The 17,166-nt window shown below is 44.1% G+C and carries 13 protein-coding genes and 1 riboswitch; of the genes, 5 read left to right on the top strand and 8 right to left on the bottom strand.

The annotated features are described in order from the left end of the window. Window positions 1–19 precede the first annotated feature (19 nt). Together RDV52_RS07215 and RDV52_RS07210 are read right to left on the bottom strand one after the other, a co-directional pair. Window positions 20–628, bottom strand: coding sequence for a thymidine kinase (locus RDV52_RS07215; RefSeq protein WP_004363118.1), 609 nt, complete (start codon window positions 626–628; stop codon window positions 20–22). A gap of 62 nt (window positions 629–690) precedes the next feature. Beyond that, window positions 691–1,650 carry a type I phosphomannose isomerase catalytic subunit gene (locus RDV52_RS07210; RefSeq protein WP_004366286.1) on the bottom strand — a complete coding sequence of 320 codons (960 nt, stop codon included), beginning with the start codon at window positions 1,648–1,650 and terminating at the stop codon, window positions 691–693. Window positions 1,651–1,962: 312 nt separating this feature from the next. Between RDV52_RS07210 and RDV52_RS07205 the strand changes: the two genes are divergently transcribed. The 4 genes from RDV52_RS07205 to RDV52_RS07190 all read left to right on the top strand — a co-directional run bounded on the left by RDV52_RS07205 (window position 1,963) and on the right by RDV52_RS07190 (window position 8,050). Beyond that, window positions 1,963–3,855, top strand: coding sequence for a DEAD/DEAH box helicase (locus RDV52_RS07205; RefSeq protein ID WP_004366287.1), 1,893 nt, complete (start codon window positions 1,963–1,965; stop codon window positions 3,853–3,855). A 374-nt stretch (window positions 3,856–4,229) separates the two neighbouring features. Then, a riboswitch (TPP riboswitch) is annotated at window positions 4,230–4,328 on the top strand. Between the two features lie 20 nt (window positions 4,329–4,348). Continuing rightward, on the top strand, window positions 4,349–6,706 hold the full coding sequence (locus tag RDV52_RS07200; RefSeq protein ID WP_004366288.1) for a TonB-dependent receptor: 2,358 nt from the start codon (window positions 4,349–4,351) through the stop codon (window positions 6,704–6,706). A gap of 64 nt (window positions 6,707–6,770) precedes the next feature. Then, on the top strand, window positions 6,771–7,394 hold the full coding sequence (gene pnuC, locus RDV52_RS07195) for a nicotinamide riboside transporter PnuC (RefSeq protein ID WP_004363111.1): 624 nt from the start codon (window positions 6,771–6,773) through the stop codon (window positions 7,392–7,394). Between the two features lie 5 nt (window positions 7,395–7,399). After that, window positions 7,400–8,050 carry a thiamine diphosphokinase gene (locus RDV52_RS07190; RefSeq protein WP_004366290.1) on the top strand — a complete coding sequence of 217 codons (651 nt, stop codon included), beginning with the start codon at window positions 7,400–7,402 and terminating at the stop codon, window positions 8,048–8,050. Between the two features lie 22 nt (window positions 8,051–8,072). Here RDV52_RS07190 and dnaA read toward each other — a convergent pair whose 3' ends face one another. The 5 genes from dnaA to RDV52_RS07165 all read right to left on the bottom strand — a co-directional run bounded on the left by dnaA (window position 8,073) and on the right by RDV52_RS07165 (window position 15,624). Beyond that, entirely contained in the window at window positions 8,073–9,479 is a 1,407-nt protein-coding gene (gene dnaA, locus RDV52_RS07185) for a chromosomal replication initiator protein DnaA (protein WP_004363107.1), read from the bottom strand. Window positions 9,480–10,322: 843 nt separating this feature from the next. Next, window positions 10,323–11,309: an MlaD family protein gene (locus RDV52_RS07180; protein ID WP_004366294.1), complete on the bottom strand. Its 987-nt coding sequence runs from the start codon at window positions 11,307–11,309 to the stop codon at window positions 10,323–10,325. After that, window positions 11,306–12,565, bottom strand: coding sequence for an N-acetylmuramoyl-L-alanine amidase family protein (locus RDV52_RS07175; protein WP_004366296.1), 1,260 nt, complete (start codon window positions 12,563–12,565; stop codon window positions 11,306–11,308). Before RDV52_RS07175 ends, RDV52_RS07180 begins: the two co-directional genes overlap by 4 nt. Window positions 12,566–12,616: 51 nt before the next feature. After that, complete coding sequence (gene folB, locus RDV52_RS07170) at window positions 12,617–13,000, bottom strand: dihydroneopterin aldolase (protein WP_004363101.1); 384 nt, start codon at window positions 12,998–13,000, stop codon at window positions 12,617–12,619. Between the two features lie 20 nt (window positions 13,001–13,020). After that, window positions 13,021–15,624, bottom strand: a complete 2,604-nt coding sequence (locus tag RDV52_RS07165) for an adenosylcobalamin-dependent ribonucleoside-diphosphate reductase (RefSeq protein ID WP_004366299.1) — start codon at window positions 15,622–15,624, stop codon at window positions 13,021–13,023. A 94-nt stretch (window positions 15,625–15,718) separates the two neighbouring features. On the opposite strand from RDV52_RS07165, the gene RDV52_RS07160 reads away from it, so the two are divergent. Further along, window positions 15,719–16,459, top strand: a complete 741-nt coding sequence (locus RDV52_RS07160) for a nitroreductase family protein (RefSeq protein WP_004366301.1) — start codon at window positions 15,719–15,721, stop codon at window positions 16,457–16,459. A 398-nt stretch (window positions 16,460–16,857) separates the two neighbouring features. Here the strand turns inward: RDV52_RS07160 and RDV52_RS07155 are convergent, their stop codons facing one another. Continuing rightward, window positions 16,858–17,139, bottom strand: coding sequence for a hypothetical protein (locus RDV52_RS07155; RefSeq protein WP_147278290.1), 282 nt, complete (start codon window positions 17,137–17,139; stop codon window positions 16,858–16,860). Window positions 17,140–17,166 lie beyond the last annotated feature (27 nt).

The following is a 17,166-nucleotide window of genomic DNA, read 5'->3' as shown; positions in this document are numbered from 1 at the left end:
GTTTTTTCTTTATCTTCCTTTAAGCCTGCCTGCTTCTCCTTACCGCTTCTTCTTTCAATGCTTTCTGATAGCATTCCCTGCACAAGGGCTCATATTCGGCTTGTTCGCCTATCATTACCCTATGTTCGTCGGGCACTAATCTATGACTGGCGTAAGCAAGCGCACCACACTTAACGCAAATGGCGTGCACCTTCGTTACTTGGTCGGCAATGGCACAGAGCGCAGGAATAGGTCCGAACGGAACGCCTTTGTAATCCATATCGAGCCCGGCAACTATGACTCTTACGCCATTGTTCGCCAATTGGTTGCAAATGTCTACAAGTCCTTCGTCCAAGAACTGTGCCTCGTCTATGCCTACAACATCTATGTCGGAAGCCAACAGTAATATGTTTCCCGACGAATTGATAGGAGTAGAGTGAATGGCGTTCTTGTCGTGGCTCACGACATCTTCTTCCGAATAGCGCACATCGATAGCCGGCTTGAATATCTCTACCTTCTGCCTTGCAAACTTAGCACGCCTAAGTCTGCGGATTAGCTCTTCCGTTTTGCCCGAGAACATACTCCCGCAGATTACCTCAATTCGTCCCTGACGGTGTCTTTCTCCATTCACATTGTCTATTATTTCCATAGTTGTTGCGTTATAAGTAATCTCTATCCGATATTCAGCATTTCGTGCACCTGTGCAAAGTCTTAAACGAAAGTTTCCAGGAACTTCACTGTCCCCGACACGTTCACTGTTTGCGTTGTTGCAGGCAAAAGTACTGTTTCGCCTGCTCTTAGTTCCACATCTTGCCTGCCCGTGCTCAGTATGCATTTACCCGACAGTGCCATCAGCACCACAAACGAATCGAGCTGGCTATAGTCGAGCTGCATAGGTTCGTCCAGGTCGTAGACTGATGTCGTGAAATGCTTACACCGCACCAGCTCTATTCCTTTGTTCTTGCAAGGCTTATACTTTGCCCGATAGTCGTCTTCTACATTATAATCAATGCACCCTGCAGCTTTCTCGGTGTGCAACTGTCGGTAATTCCCATCATTGTCTTTGCGCTTAAAGTCGTAAATACGATAAGTAATGTCGCTTGCTTCCTGTATCTCTGCCAAGAATGTGCCTGCGCCTATAGAGTGAATGCGCCCTGCAGGCAGATAGAACACATCGCCTTCACGCACTTTGTATTCGCACAAAGCATCGATTATGGTTTCGTTTTCCACCATTGTTTTATACTCCTGGGGAGTTATGTTGTGCTTTAATCCGCTCAACAAGGTTGCATGGGGTGCGCTTTCCATAATATACCACATCTCTGTCTTTCCCCGCTTCAGTCCGTTCTTTACAGCGTGTTCATCGTCAGGATGCACTTGTATGGACAGCTGTTTTTTAGCATCGATAAACTTTACGAGCAATGGAAACTCATTGCCGAAACGCCTATAATTCTCTTTTCCAACAAGGTTGCCTTTCAACAGAGCCACCAGGTCGTTGAGTTTCATGCCTTCATATTGTCCATTGGCAATAATGCTCTCATTGTTTTTCACGCCAGACACTTCCCAACTCTCGCCTACTTGGTCCATTTCGACATTGAGTTGCTTGAAAGGTATTATCTTGTTGCCGCCCCATAGTACTTGTTTCAGTATAGGGCGAAACTTTATTATCTCCATTCCTTAATATGTTCTTCTATGTTCATCTGTAAGATGCAAAGATACAACTTTTACATAAAAGAAGCATAATAAACGATCAAAAACATCATATATCGAATTATTTCAGTACCTTTGCAGCGTTCAAACAGAATGTTGTCTATTATGGCTGGCTGACAACTTAATTGTGTGAACGAGTAATAATAGACAGAAGTTTGAGGGATTACAGATCTAAAACTTATAAGAATTTAGAGTTAGACACTTAGTTATGATGTGTTTAGGTGGCATTATTTTTTAATGTGTGGTCTGTTCAGACTTTTATAAACAAGGATTAATTTGAAAACATTTGAAGAATTAGGCGTCAGCGAAGAGATTCGCCGCGCCATTGAAGAGCTCGGTTTTGAACAACCGATGCCAGTCCAGGAAGCAGTTATCCCTTATTTGTTGGGTAATGGTAACGACGTTATAGCACTCGCACAGACGGGTACAGGCAAGACGGCAGCATATGGAATACCAGTCTTGCAGAAAGTAGACCCAACACAGAAAGAACCCCAGGCACTTATTCTCAGTCCGACACGCGAACTCTGTTTGCAGATTGCTGACGACCTTTCCGATTTCTCCAAGTATATCGACGGTCTGCACGTAGTCGCAGTTTACGGTGGTGCATCTATTGAAATGCAAAGTCGCCAGCTTCGCAAGGGCGCACAAATCATTGTGGCTACTCCTGGGCGTCTTATCGACCTGATGAAACGCGGTGTTGCTAAATTGGACGCTGTATGCAATGTTGTGCTCGACGAAGCTGACGAAATGCTGAACATGGGCTTCTCTGAAAGCATCAATGCCATATTCGAGGGCGTCCCGTCAGACCGCAACACGTTGTTGTTCTCTGCTACAATGAGCCGGGAAATAGAGAAGATAGCCAAAAGCTATCTGCACGATTACAAGGAAATTGTAGTGGGCAGCCGCAACGAAGGAGCCGAGAAAGTGAACCATATATATTATATGGTACACGCAAAAGACAAGTATCTGGCACTGAAACGCATCGTAGACTATTATCCAAGCATATTCGCCATTATCTTCTGCCGTACGAAGGTGGAGACACAGGAGATTGCCGACAAGCTCATTCGTGACGGATACAACGCTGAAGCCTTGCACGGCGACCTTAGCCAGCAGCAACGCGACCTGACAATGCAGAAGTTCCGCCAGCACAATGTGCAATTCCTCGTGGCTACCGACGTTGCTGCTCGTGGGTTGGACGTAGACGATTTGACCCACGTCATCAACTACGGATTGCCCGACGACATTGAAAGCTACACCCACCGAAGCGGTCGTACAGGTCGTGCAGGCAAGAAGGGTACGTCTATTTCGATTATTCATTCGCGCGAACGCCACAAGGTGAAGGCAATCGAGAAAACCATTCAGAAGGAATTTGTAGACGGAACGCTGCCTTCTGCAAAGGAAATTTGCAGTAAACAACTCTACAAGGTGATGGACCAAATTCTGAAAGTAGACGTAAACGAAGAGGAAATAGAACCTTTCCTGAAGGAAATCAACCGCCATTTCGAATACGTCGACAAAGAAGACATTATCAAGAAAATCATCAGTATGACCTTTAATCGCTTCTTGGATTACTACGCCAATGCACCCGAGATAGAGAAACCATCGGGCAAACGTGGCGACCGAAAAAGCGAACGCGGCAGCCGCAGCAGTCGTGGAGAGCGCAACCGAAAGGGGCCACGCACTCCTGAAGCTGGTTACAAGCGTTTGTTCATTAATCTTGGAAAAGACGACGGGTTCTACCCCGGCGAAGTCATGCAGTTCATAAACAAGAACGTACACGGTCGCCAAGCAGTGGGACACATCGATTTACTGGGCAAGTTCTCTTACATAGAAGTTCCGGAGAAAGACGCTGCCAAGGTGATGAAAGCCCTTAACGGCGCCACCTACAAGAAGCGTGAAGTGCGTTGCAACGATGCCGAAGAAGGCGGACACGGCCGCAGCACCGGCGAAAGAAGAAGCAAGCGAAGCAACGAAGAGACTAACAAGCGTCGTTCTAATAGCACCCGCCAAGAACGTGGAAGCAAGCAAAAAGGCAACGCACAAACACAGCAAGAAACAGGCGATACAGGCGATTGGCGACAGTTCTTCCAGCACGATACCAAATTAAAAGGTGAGATACCCGATTTCTCAGAGGAAGGTTGGGCAAGAAGAAAACCAAAGAAGAAGTAACTTTACTCCACAATAAAACAAAAGACACCCCATTTGCTTGAGGTGTCTTTTTTATCTAAATCGTAAGGGCTCTTCCGTTTAACTTTGTAAAGATAATCCCGTTAAAAAGTGATAACTGCGTTTTGACGTTGCGAAAACGGCTGTTTTGCAGTGCAAAAGAGCCGCTTTTACCGTGCAAAACCTACGCTTTTGGAATGCAAAATAATAGGTTTTGTAATACACAAGCAGGAATATTCTACCAGACAATACAATACTTGTCCTTAACAAACACTACGACAAATGTAAAAAGAACAGTAATTCCACGAAAAAAGCGATTGTTCTGCCTTTCTTTGGCTATTCCATGCAAATGTAGTAACTTTGCAACGGTTATCAGAATGATAACTAAGGGGTGCTTGTTCGTTTGGACTTGCTGAGAATAGACCCATGAACCTGATACGGGTAATGCCGTCGTAGGGATACTCCCCTTCTGTTTTATTATATCAAAACACATAACATGAGAAAACTATTGGTCTTCACAGCATTGACATTTGCTGTGAGTGCACAAGCTCAAAAGGCTGATACTTTGACAAGCCATGAACTTCAAGAGGTGATTGTTGCAGGGGTCAGAGCACCGAAGAATGCTCCGTTTGCCGTTGCAAACATTAAAAAGACAGAGCTATCGAACTTCTCAAAGACCGGGCGCGAACTGCCTTTCCTCTTTGCACACACCCCCGGCGTATTTGCTTGGGGCGAGAATGGACTCGGAACGGGCACGACGGCCATGCGCATTCGTGGTGCAGGTGGCAGCCGAATCAATATTACGCTCGACGGCGTATCGCTCAATTCGCCTGAAGACCAGACCGTTTTCTGGGCGAATATGAACTCTTACGGCGCACTGATGGGTAGTGTACAAATTCAAAGAGGCATCGGAACATCGACCAATGGCGACGGAGCGTTTGGCGGTTCCATCTCTTTGGCAACGGCAACGGCCAACTATCGCCCTTCGGCAGAGGTGAGTGGCTCGTTCGGAACGTACAATACATACAACACGGGCGTGAGTTTCTCAACGGGATTGCTCGGTAATCATTTGGTTTTCGATGGTTCTTACCACGAAACAGCTACCGATGGGTATCTCCATGGTACGGCAGGCAGGTCGGGTTCCTACTACGGTGGCTTGACATACGTGGGCGATAACTTCCAGATAAGATACAAGAACATAGGCAATTTCGAGAAAACAGGACAGGCATGGAGTGGTGTTGTGGCGGGAAACGACGATGCTACACTGATGGGAAAGGACATTAAAACCTACAAAGACCTGTACAAACGTGGATTGGGACGCTTTAATCCGCTCTACGAAAGCTTGGTATTCGACGACAACAAATGGACTTTCCCAACCGATGCTAATGGAAACTACCAGACACAACGCTACAAAATGGACGATGGAAGCTATTGGAAGAAGACGACCGACAACTTCTATCAGAACCACAACATACTCTCGGCAGTATGGAAGCCCAACCTTTCTTGGTCGCACAACATCGCCTTGCACTACACTTACGGATACGGATATTATAGCGAGTTCCGCCCAAACAACAAGTTCAGCAAGTTCGGTTTGACAGCAACCGATGCGAATGGAAAGAACATTAAGCGCGGCGACTTCGTAAGAAAGAAAGGCTTAACCCAACACACTTACGGCATTCTGTACAACGTAAACTACAGGAACGACAGGTGGGACGTACTCGGTGGCATCAACTTACAGCAGTTCCGAGGCAACCATTTCGGTTATCTTACATACGTTTCCAATAAAGGTCAGGTGCAGAACTTCACGGGGTTAAAGTACTATGACTCCGATGGCGACAAGAACGACTATAGTGCTTTTGCGAAAGCAACCTACTATTTGCACACCTACTGGAGTTTGTTTGCCGACGTACAGTATCGTCACGTGAACTATAAAGCTACTGGAAAGAACGATAAGTTCTACGAATTAGCAAATGGTACTTACACAAACCAGTTGCTAAACATTAACGAAAGCTACAACTTTGTGAACCCAAAGGCAGGCATTAGTTATAACAATGGTGGGCATAAGGCTTATTTCTCTATGGCATACGCAAGCCGTGAGCCTGAACGAAACAACTTTACAGACAACGGAAAGTATCCTGCACCAAATGCAGAGCACTTGTTCGATGTTGAATTGGGCTACCAATACACGGGCAACAACTGGTACGCAGGTACTAATTTCTACTATATGGGCTACAAAGACCAGTTTGTTCAGACCGGCGAACAGAGCGATATAGGCGAAAATCTTACAACAAACGTAAAAGATTCCTACCGTATGGGAGCCGAACTATCGGCAGGTTGGAATGCTACATCGTGGTTTACACTTGAAGGAAATGCAGCTTTGAGCATCAACAAGATTAAGGATTTCAATGAGTTTGTGGACAATTGGGACAATAAAAAGAATCCTTTGAAAGTGCATTACGACAACTCTACGCTTGCTTTCTCGCCTTCGGCTATTCTCAATGGCTTTATGAATTTTCACTATAAAGGGGCACAATTGGTTTGGCATACGAACTTTGTGAGTCGCCAATACTTGGATAACTCAGAGAATAAAGACCGTTCGCTTCCTGCCTTTTCGCAGTCAGACATAAACCTCAGCTATGCCTTGAAAACAGGCAAGAAACAGAATTGGCTGAAAGAAGTGGTGTTCGGGCTTAACTTCAACAACATTTTCAACAGCCATTATGCTGCAAGTGGCTGGGTTTACAGTGCAGTAAGCGGAAAGTATAAATACACAAACGACAAGCGTTACTATCAGATTGGCTTCATGCCAATGGCAGGATTTACGATGATGGGCAACGTTACATTGAGGTTTTAAGAACGAAACAACCTCTCTTCGATAGCCTCGAAGGGAGGTTGTTTATGTAATAAGAGAAAGCTAAATGCTAAGCAACATTATCCAATACTTCCAAGAAGCCGACACTTACCAAGTGTTAGATGTGGTCGGAACCGTCATCGGGTTAATCTATATCTACCAAGAATACAAGGCAAGCATTTGGCTTTGGCTTACAGGCATAGTAATGCCAGCCATCTATACCGTGGTTTATTACGAAGCAAAACTATATGCTGACTTCGGCATGCAACTCTATTATATCGTCGTAGCTGTCTATGGCTTCCTCTATTGGCGTTTTGGCAAAAGGACAAAAGACGATAGAGAGCTACCCATTACAAGGTTTCCAAAACGTAAAATCATACCTTCAATAGTGGTTTTTATGGCGTTATGGAGTACAGTTTACTATATTTTGATTACTTTTACCAACTCGAATGTACCCGTATTGGATAGTTTCGGCAATTCGTTAAGCATTATCGGACTATGGGCTTTGGCTAAAAAATACATAGAACAATGGTGGATTTGGTTTGTAGTAGATATAGAATTGTCGGCTCTTTACTTCTATAAAGGCATACCATTCACGAGCGGACTCTATGCGCTTTACGCCCTTATAGCCATTGCGGGCTACTTTAAATGGAAGCGAATGATGCAGGAAGACATACAAACCAGAGGATAGAAACAATGAAAGAACTGAAGAACGAATACGATGTAGTGATACTTGCGGCAGGCGATTTCCCTACCGATGTGGCAGCAATGCGTATTCTGCGCAACGCCAAGCACCTGATAGCGTGCGACGGAGCAGTAGAAGAATTGTTGGAAATGAATATTGAACCCGAAGTGATTGTGGGCGATGGCGACTCTGTTTCGGCAGCTACAAAGGCGAAATATCTGTCTATTTTCCACACAATAGAGGAACAAGAGGACAACGATTTGACAAAGGCTACAAAGTATGCGTTGCGATGTTTCGACCTAAAAGAAAAACCTACATTCTGTTATTTGGGTGCAACTGGCAAACGAGAAGACCATACTTTGGGCAACATAGCATTACTAATACATTATTATAAGCACCTGAACATTGCGCCAACGATGGTTACCAACTATGGCTGGTTTACCGTTTCGCAAGGCAAAACAACGTTTGCTGCCTTCCCGAAACAACAAGTAAGCATCTTCCAGATAGGTTGCAAACGCATGGAAAGCAAAGGTTTGAAATGGAACGTCTATCCTTTCAGCGAGTTTTGGCAAGGAACATTGAACGAGGCAGTGAGGAATTCGTTCACCATTGAAGCCGATTCGGCATACTTAATCTATCAGACTCACAAACCAAAAGAATAGTCCACAAGCAACAAGAAGACACTTACGATTTCAGTTTAAACGAATTTTCGATTGTTGAAAGTTCGGCAGTGAACCCCTTATCCACCTGCAAACGCTTTTCGATTTGCGAACAACTGTGAAGCACGGTACTGTGGTCGCGCCCTCCAACAAGCTTTCCTATACGGTTTGCAGGCATCTTTGTGTGTTTCTGCGCCAAGTACATACTCACCTGTCGGGCAAGTACGATGTCTTGTTTGCGTGAGCGTGAGTTTACGGCAGTGGTGGTTACATTGAAGTGAGAGCAGACTTTGTCGATTATTTCATCAATTGTCAAAGGTTCATCGTCGATTTTTACCGAACGCTTAATCACTCTTTCAGCCAGACGCATATCGATATTGCTGTTGTAAACCACGCTGTAAGCCAGCAAAGAATTGATGACTCCTTCCAAATCGCGCACGCTTCCGTTAGCTGTCTGTGCAATAAACTGAACAACGTCGTCAGGAATATTCAAGCCGTCGCGCTTTATCTTGCTATTCAATATATCTATGCAGAGCTGCACATTCGGCTTTTCGAGTTCGGCAATAAGTCCGCAGGCAAAACGTGTCAGCAAGCGGTCGTTCATGCCTTTGAGCTCTACTGGTGGTCGGTCGGAAGCAAGAACGATGCGCTTTCCGTTCTTAAACAAGTGATTAAAGATGTGGAAGAACGTGTCCTGCGTCTTGGTTGCAGTTATCCATTCCTGAATATCATCGACGATTAAAACATCTATTGTCTGATAGAAGTTGATGAAATCGTTGGTCGTATTATTCAGAACAGAGTTTGTGTACTGCACCTGGAACAGCCGGGCAGATATGTATAGCACACGCTTTTGCGGGTAAAGCTGTTTTATTCTTAGTCCTATTGCATTGACAAGGTGGGTTTTTCCACAACCAGAAGGACCAAAAATAAACATCGGATTGAACTGTGTGGTGTTCGGGTGCTCTGCTATTGACAAGCCGATAGAGCGTGGCAGCTTGTTGCTATCGCCTTCAATATAGTTTGAAAACGACTTGTGCAAGTCTAATTGTGGGTCAATCTCTTGCAGAACGGCATCTAATGGCGTCGGACTTTGGTTGGCACGATTGGTTGGCAGCTGCGTTTCTACGTCATCAACAGTGTCCGATTGAATATCTTGCGTTAAGTTATGAGCCTTGTCGGTAACTATTCTATACTTTAATTGAATGCCTTTGCCAAAGACACGGGTAAGCACTTTGCTCAACAAACCTACATAATTTTCTTCCAAATACTCGTAAACAAACGGACTCGGAACCTGTACCAACAGAATATTGGCAGCGGCATCGAATGTTTCGAAAGTAATTGGGCTGAACCATGTTGCATACTGCTGCTTGGTTACATTCTCCTTGATAAGCTGCAGACACTGCTCCCAGAGTGCTTTGGGTTGAACTTTCATGCTTATAATCTATATCTAAATGGTTTCTTTATTAGTAAATAAATCAAATCATTCTCCTTATACAAAGGTTATGCAAAGTTAGGAAAAAAAAGCCAAACAAAGAATTAATACGTGAACTAAAATATTATATTGAATTATGCTAAAGTCTTATTCGCTTGGTACTTAAGGCATCTTTACATTCCCCAATAGACAGGAACACTTTTGCGTATATCCAACATTCTATATATCAATAGTTTATATTATACTTTCCAGTACATTCCCATAAAACATGGAACATCGGTTTTCAAGTCAAAAAAGACTGATTGCCAACTAAATTACAATATCTGTTTAAAGCGTGGAACTTTAACTCTGGTATTTAGACTCTTTTTAAATAGCGTGGTAATCATCGTGTTTTTACAACTTCATTTCTGCACGTTTTAAAAGTCATGATGACGGTTCGGTAAAAGCTTATTGAGAGAATGGTTTTCTTTCTTATTGTCCGAAGCAAGCACTGAAAATATCTTTGGTTTTGTAAAGATAATTCTCTTAAAAAGTAACAACTGCACTTTGATATTGCGAAAGCGGTTGTTTTGCAATACAAAACAACCGCCTTTACCGTGTAAAACCCATTGTTTTGAAAAGCAAAACAATGGGTTTAGAAATATATTGATAACAAGATTATTAAGCAACTCCCATGCTTATAAAAAATATTTACAATCTTATGATGGCTTTCTTCTACACACAAGGGTACTTCTGAACCAAGCAACAACTTATATAGCATAGTTCTAATGAATGTCCTTACAAAAGAATGGCGAACAGAATGTAACCAATTCTGTTCGCCATCTTCTACTGTCAGACTATTTCTTACTTATCTTTTCTCCCGAATATAGAGAAGTGCACATATCGTTTCGGGTGTGCCTTAAGATTTACAACCAAACTATCGACACTACGCAATGTGTTGTTCAAATTGTTATAAAGAGCAGGATCGTTCATTAACAAGCCCATAGACCCTCTGTTACTATTCAATGTTCCCGCAAGTTTATTAACTTCGTCGAGTGCCATATTTAGTTTTGCCACTGTTGTCTGTATATCTAATGCATTTACTTTATCGTTCAAAGAGTTCATCAATACATTTGCTCCTTTCACAGTAGTACGTGCATCGGTAACGCCATATTTGGCTTCTGTCATTACTTTATTTGTATTGTTAAGCAGGCTATTTGCTTTCTGTGTCATGGCAGGAAGCGAACCGTTGAGTTGTGCCAACAATACATTGAGTTGTCGGCTTGATACAGTCAAGTCGTTGCTTATCTTGTTTGCGTTGTGCAATGTACCTGCTAATGCAGGGTCGGAAGTCAAAGCTACAATGTTTGAGAGTATGCTGTCTATTTTCGGTATCATTCGTTGCACATCCGGAATAGCCTCTTTTACCTTTCCGAACACACCGTCATTGACTATACCAGGGATAATTCCGTCTTGTTTTAGATACTGCTTTGCGTTACTAAAAACAAGGTTTACTTTCACATTTCCCATTATATCGCTCACTATCTCTGCTGTTGAGCCTACAGGAATTTGCATATCCTTACTTATCGCAACATACACATTGATAGGTTTAGACGGGTCCTGATAGTCGTAAACAATGTCTTTCACCGTTCCCACTTTAAAGCCATTGGCATAAATTGGCGTAGTCGGTGTAAGTCCGTCCACCTTATTAAACTGCATATTATACTCTATATCCGAGGAGTACAGATTAAGTCCTTTAAGGAAATTCATACCGAAAAACAAGACAACAATGCCAACAATAGCCACCAACGCAATCTTTATTTCGGGCGATAATAATTTCTTCATATTCATTTTCTCTTATTCTTTACAAATTCTTTTACGGCTTCGCCTGTATTCATTCGCTTGCCGTTTTTAAACGCTACGATGAAGGCTTGTGGGAAATCTTGCTTTAAACTTTCCTTCAAACGTAGAATTTCATTATAGTTTGTGCTGCTTCCTATCATGTATTTTCGGAGATTTCCTTCTGTTTCGGAAGATACATTCTTATGTCCTTTAAATAATTCGCTATCGGAAGCCAACTGCCTGTTTATGGCAAATATCTGTATTTTGAAAACCGGAACGTTTGTAGAATTGCTTTCAACTGTCGGTTGCTTTCGTTGCGACACCTGCTTCTGCTTTACTGCAGATTTCTTTTCTAATTGCGGTTTTGCTACAACGTTCATTCTTTTAGACGTTCCTTCCTTTGCAGGGGGCTTCGTCGCATTGTTCGATAAACGTCCTAACACATTTTCTATTGGTAACTGATTTCGTGTTGAAGCACGATAAGGAATGGTTACTTTGCCATCGTACTTGTTTCTATATTCTACAAAAGCCTCGTAAATACCACGTGCCATAAGGTCTATTCCTCGTTGAGAGTTAAGGAACTGCTCTTCTTCTTCGGACGTAATAAAGCCTAATTCGATAAGGCAACTGGGCATGGACGTTTCGCGTAGAACAAGAAATCCGGCTTGGTGCACCCCCTTATCGTTTCGATTGGCTTTGGAACAAACGGACCGTTGAATAAGTCGTGCCAATTCGACACTCTTCTCCATATTGCCCGACTGAAGTATTTCGAACATTATATAGCTTTCCGAAGACTTTGGGTCGAAACCTTCGTAAGTCCGCTCATATCCTTTCTCCAAAGAGATAACGCTATTTTCGCGCATAGCTACATCAAGGTTATCTTTAGCACGATGCATACCTAAAGTGTAAACCTGGAAGCCTTGTGGTGGTGTTTTAGTGGGAGGAACAGAATTTGTATGAACCGATATAAACAAGTCGGCTTTTGCTCTGTTGGCTATTTCGGCTCTGCTTTTCAATGGTATGAAGACGTCTGTCTTGCGCGTATAAATGACTTTAACGTCAGGCAGATTGTCTTCTACCAAACGACCAAAAGCTAAAGCTACATTCAAGTTAATATCTTTTTCATTCGAGAATGCGCCTAAGGCTCCCACGTCTTTTCCACCATGACCGGCATCGATAACAAGTGTAAACTTATCTTTTGCACTTATTTTTACGAGTGCAAACAAAGAGAATATTATAAGGAATAAAGTAATTCGTCTATTCATACTTCGTGTAATTGTACGCAAAGTTAAGCATTTTCGTTCGAATAGATTAGGCTAACGCTTGGTTTTTTCATTTATTAAATGTAATTCTACACCTGCTCCACTGCAATCTGCTCCCATTGGCGGGTTTAATTTTGTCAGGTCAAGGTCTATTGCTTCTATGTCCGGGAACGCTTTCATTATAGCTTCTGCTATCCGATATGCAGCGTGTTCCAACAGTTTAGCGGGCTGAAGTATTGTTTCTTCTACTATATTATATACATCGGCATAGCTTATGGTGTCGTTTACATTGTCTGTCGTCATTGCTTTTTCTATAGAATAACGCAAACGAAGGTCGGCAACATAATCGTTGCCAACCTTTCGTTCCAATTCGCTTACACCGATGTAGGCACGAAACCTCACACCTTTTATATATATATAGCTCGATTCTAATTTCATTTTTCTACTGAACCATTTGTTTATCCGCAGCGAGAAGCTCCACAGTTTGTACAGATAAGACAGCCTTCCTGATAGACCAATGTCTCTTGTCCGCATATCGGGCAGGTTTGTCCTGATACTGTTGTGCCGTCGGTTACATATTTCTTCAGAGCGCGTTCCACACCATTTTTCCAAGTATTGATGCTTTCGTCTTTCAACTGAAGCGAACCTACAAGGTGAATAACATGGTCTATTGGCATGCGATAGCGCAATACTCCAGAGATAAGCTTTGCATAATTCCAGTATTCCGGATTGAACTTCTCCGACAATCCTTCCACCGTTGTCTTGTATCCGCGCTTGTTTTCGAACTGGAAGTCGTATCGGTGCGTACCGTCGGCATTGGTTTGCTTTATTATCTTGCCCTTTGTTACACTCTTAGGCAATACTATTCCTTCGTCGTCGTCTTGCAATCCGGTAAATATTTCGTAAGGATAACCATCAAGAAGTCCTACGAATGCCACCCACTTTTCTTTATTGTTTTGGAAGCGGACAACATCACAATCCAACACTTGTGGGCGTTCTTCTACTACTTGTGGTGGCGTACAAACGTGTTCGTGCTTCTCTTCTGACGAGTTTAAATCAGAGTCCTGACTTGTTTCTCTTCCGTTGTCGTTCTTCTTTTTCTTGTCTTTTTTAGACACGGAAATCATTACGCCCGAACGAGAACCATCGCGATAGATTGTACAACCCTTGCAGCCGGAACGCCAAGCCTCTACATAAAGCTTGTTTACCAATGCTTCGTCCACATTGTTTGGCAGGTTTACCGTTACGGAAATAGAGTGGTCTACCCATTTCTGGATAGCTCCCTGCATGCGAACCTTCATTAGCCAATCTACATCGTTGGCAGTGGCTTTGTAGTAAGGCGACCGTTTCACAAGGTCGTTTATCTCTGCCTGTGTGTATTTTTTAGTAGTATCGAGACCGTTTATCTTCATCCATTCCAAGAACTTCTTGTGGTAAACAATGTATTCTTCGAACGAGTCGCCCACCTCGTCTACATAGTCTACATGCACATCGGTATCGTTCGGATTTACTTTCCGACGGCGTGTATAGACCGGCAAGAATACTGGTTCTATGCCCGAAGTGGTCTGCGTCATCAAGGAAGTAGTACCCGTAGGGGCGATTGTCAGGCAGGCTATGTTGCGACGGCCATGCTTCATCATATCGGAATAAAGCTGCGGATCGGCTTCTTTTATGCGTAGAACGAACGGATTGTTTCTTTCGCGTTCGGCTTCGAATATGGAAAAGGCACCTCGTTCCTGCGCCATTGTTACCGAAGAGCGATAAGCCGACAATGCCAATGTCTTATGCACTTCTACTGCAAACTTCGTTGCTTCTTCCGTTCCGTAGCGCAATCCCATGGCAGCAATCATGTCGCCTTCGGCTGTTATACCTACTCCTGTGCGGCGTCCCTTGCCACTTTTCTCTTTTATCTTCTCCCAAAGATGGTATTCGGCATGCTTCACTTCGTCGTTTTGTGGGTCGCTTTTTATCTTTTCCATGATACGGTCTATCTTTTCCATCTCAAGATCCACGATGTCGTCCATAAGTCGCTGCGCAAGAAGAGCGTGCTTTCTGAACAAATCGAAGTCGAAGGCTGCTTCTTCCGTGAATGGATTTTTCACATAGGAATAGAGGTTGATAGACAGCAGACGGCAGCTATCGTACGGACACAAGGGAATTTCGCCGCAGGGATTGGTCGATACCGTGCGGAACCCCAAGTCGGCATAGCAGTCGGGAAGGCTCTCCCTGATGATAGTATCCCAGAAAAGCACGCCAGGCTCTGCGCTCTTCCATGCGTTGTGCACTATTTTCTCCCACAACTTCCTGGCAGAAATTTCCTTTTTGTAAACTGGTCTTTCGGCATCGATGGGGAATTGCTGCACGAAAGGCCTGTCGTTTACGGCTGCTTCCATGAAGCTGTCGGTTATCTTCACCGATACGTTTGCACCCGTAACCTTGCCCTCTTCCATCTTCGCGTCCACAAATGCCTCGGCATCGGGGTGCTTGATGCTCACCGAAAGCATCAACGCGCCGCGTCGTCCGTCTTGTGCAACCTCGCGCGTACTGTTGGAGTATCGCTCCATGAAAGGCACCAGACCTGTGGAAGTAAGGGCTGAATTGTTCACCGGCGAACCTTTCGGGCGCACGTGGCTAAGGTCGTGCCCCACTCCACCGCGCCTTTTCATCAGCTGAACCTGCTCTTCGTCTATGCGCAAGATAGCACCGTAAGAGTCGGCATCGCCGTCTAATCCTATCACGAAACAGTTCGACAGCGAGGCTATCTGGTAGTCGTTTCCTATTCCCGTCATCGGACTTCCCGCAGGAATGATGTAGCGGAAATGGTCCAGCAGGCCGAAAATTTCCTGCGCGCTTATGGGGTTCTTGTACTTTTGCTCCATACGGGCAACCTCGTTGGCAATGCGCCAGTGCATGTCTTCAGGCGACTTTTCGTATATGTTGCCAAAGCTATCCTTCATGGCATACTTGTTTACCCAGACTCTCGCAGCCAACTCGTCGCCGCCAAAATACCTCAGCGAGGCCTCAAATGCTTCATCAAATGAGTATTTCTTGTTTTCCTTCATTCGTTTGTATAGTAAAAAATGTGCCTGCGAAGTTACGAATTGTTTTCCATGACAGAAAACTTTTGCTTAACTTTGTAGCCTAAAATTTTCTAAAATGAACACTATTTCAAACAGAAGAAGCATCAGGAAATACTCCGGCAGAGAGGTGCCCGATGCACTCTTAAGGGAACTCCTGAGCAAGGCGGAGCGTACTCCCACGATGGGAAACCTGCAGCTTTACTCCGTCGTGATTACACGAGACAGCGAAATGAAAGGCAGATTGGCACCCGCACACTTCAACCAACCGATGGTGGAAAACGCCGCCGCAGTGCTGACCTTCTGCGCCGATTTCCACAGAACAACCCTCTGGGCGGAAAACCGAAAGGGAACGCCGGGCTACGACAACTTCCTTTCGTTCCTGAACGCCGCCACCGACGCCCTGCTCTATTGCCAGACTTTTACGAACCTGGCCGAGGCGGAAGGCATCGGAACATGTTTCCTCGGCACAACCATCTATAACCCCCGCCCCATTATAGAGCTGCTCCGGCTGCCGAAGCTCGTCATGCCCGTGGCAACGCTCACCATCGGCTGGCCGGACGAAGCACCCACACAGCCCGACCGGCTGCCCGTCGAGAGCATTCTGCACGAAGAAACCTACACCGACTACACGACGGAAAGCATCGACCAATACTATAAGGTGAAAGAATCGCTGGAAGAAAACAAGCATTTCGTAGAGATGAACCACACCGAAACACTGGCGCAAGTCTTCACCGACATACGATACAAGAAGAGCGACAACGAAGCAATGTCTGCCAATCTGATAGATACGCTCAGGCAACAGGGCTTCATTCCGTAGCAGAAGAACGGATACCGACTCCCGATTTGTCGGTCCAGACAAGACTTTTTCCATGCCCAACCAGGTTGGAAGAAGTCTTTTTTTGCCTAAAAGTTCCATCTTGCCGAAGCTGCTGCATGTTGCAGACAAGTCGAAAATAGTTTACATTTTTCGGGGTCTGATACTACCTTTTTCATAGAAAGATTATACCTTTCAAATAAAACTATTATACCTTTTATAGAAAAGATATATACTTTCAATAAAAAAAGTATATACTTTTCATCGAAAAACATTATACTTTTTACCTAAAAGGTATATACTTTTTTGGTAAAAAGTATATACCTTTTTTAAGGAAACCATAATCCTTTCATAAACTACTGAATATCAAATATTAGCAATAGTAGCATCGTTTGTCGCTTTTATAGCAAATCTGTGTCGGGAAATAGTGGTAGGCGACAAATGAATCTTACCAACGAATGCAGTTGCGAGATAGGATAGACGGCTTGTTTTCTGTAATAAAAAGCCAGGTTTATTTTATTGGTGAAGAAAGTATGGAGCTGCATTGTCTGCCTTCCTGAATGGTGATGACGGAAGAAGTGCATGGCGGACGGACTGAAGGCTACCGGCTCTTGGGTGGAATGCAAGGAACGGACAAACAAAAAGAATGCTCCCAAAGCATCGGGAACGATGTTCGGGAGCATTGACCTTGTCGGTCGTAATTATGAAAA

It is taken from the genome of Prevotella nigrescens (genome assembly GCF_031191185.1).
In the GTDB taxonomy this organism is placed as follows: Bacteria; Bacteroidota; Bacteroidia; order Bacteroidales; family Bacteroidaceae; genus Prevotella; species Prevotella nigrescens.
Note: the sequence above shows the minus strand (reverse complement) of the source record. Positions and strands in the feature narration are given on the sequence as shown.

Excerpts from the sequence above, each read along its gene's own strand:
- RDV52_RS07155 (WP_147278290.1), bottom strand. The coding sequence starts at position 17,139 with ATGCTCCCGAACATCGTTCCCGATGCTTTGGGAGCATTCTTTTTGTTT.
- folB (WP_004363101.1), bottom strand. The coding sequence starts at position 13,000 with ATGAAATTAGAATCGAGCTATATATATATAAAAGGTGTGAGGTTTCGT.
- RDV52_RS07160 (WP_004366301.1), top strand. The coding sequence starts at position 15,719 with ATGAACACTATTTCAAACAGAAGAAGCATCAGGAAATACTCCGGCAGA.
- RDV52_RS07180 (WP_004366294.1), bottom strand. The coding sequence starts at position 11,309 with ATGAATATGAAGAAATTATTATCGCCCGAAATAAAGATTGCGTTGGTG.
- RDV52_RS07190 (WP_004366290.1), top strand. The coding sequence starts at position 7,400 with ATGAAAGAACTGAAGAACGAATACGATGTAGTGATACTTGCGGCAGGC.
- RDV52_RS07175 (WP_004366296.1), bottom strand. The coding sequence starts at position 12,565 with ATGAATAGACGAATTACTTTATTCCTTATAATATTCTCTTTGTTTGCA.
- RDV52_RS07215 (WP_004363118.1), bottom strand. The coding sequence starts at position 628 with ATGGAAATAATAGACAATGTGAATGGAGAAAGACACCGTCAGGGACGA.
- dnaA (WP_004363107.1), bottom strand. The coding sequence starts at position 9,479 with ATGAAAGTTCAACCCAAAGCACTCTGGGAGCAGTGTCTGCAGCTTATC.
- RDV52_RS07200 (WP_004366288.1), top strand. The coding sequence starts at position 4,349 with ATGAGAAAACTATTGGTCTTCACAGCATTGACATTTGCTGTGAGTGCA.
- RDV52_RS07210 (WP_004366286.1), bottom strand. The coding sequence starts at position 1,650 with ATGGAGATAATAAAGTTTCGCCCTATACTGAAACAAGTACTATGGGGC.
- RDV52_RS07165 (WP_004366299.1), bottom strand. The coding sequence starts at position 15,624 with ATGAAGGAAAACAAGAAATACTCATTTGATGAAGCATTTGAGGCCTCG.
- pnuC (WP_004363111.1), top strand. The coding sequence starts at position 6,771 with ATGCTAAGCAACATTATCCAATACTTCCAAGAAGCCGACACTTACCAA.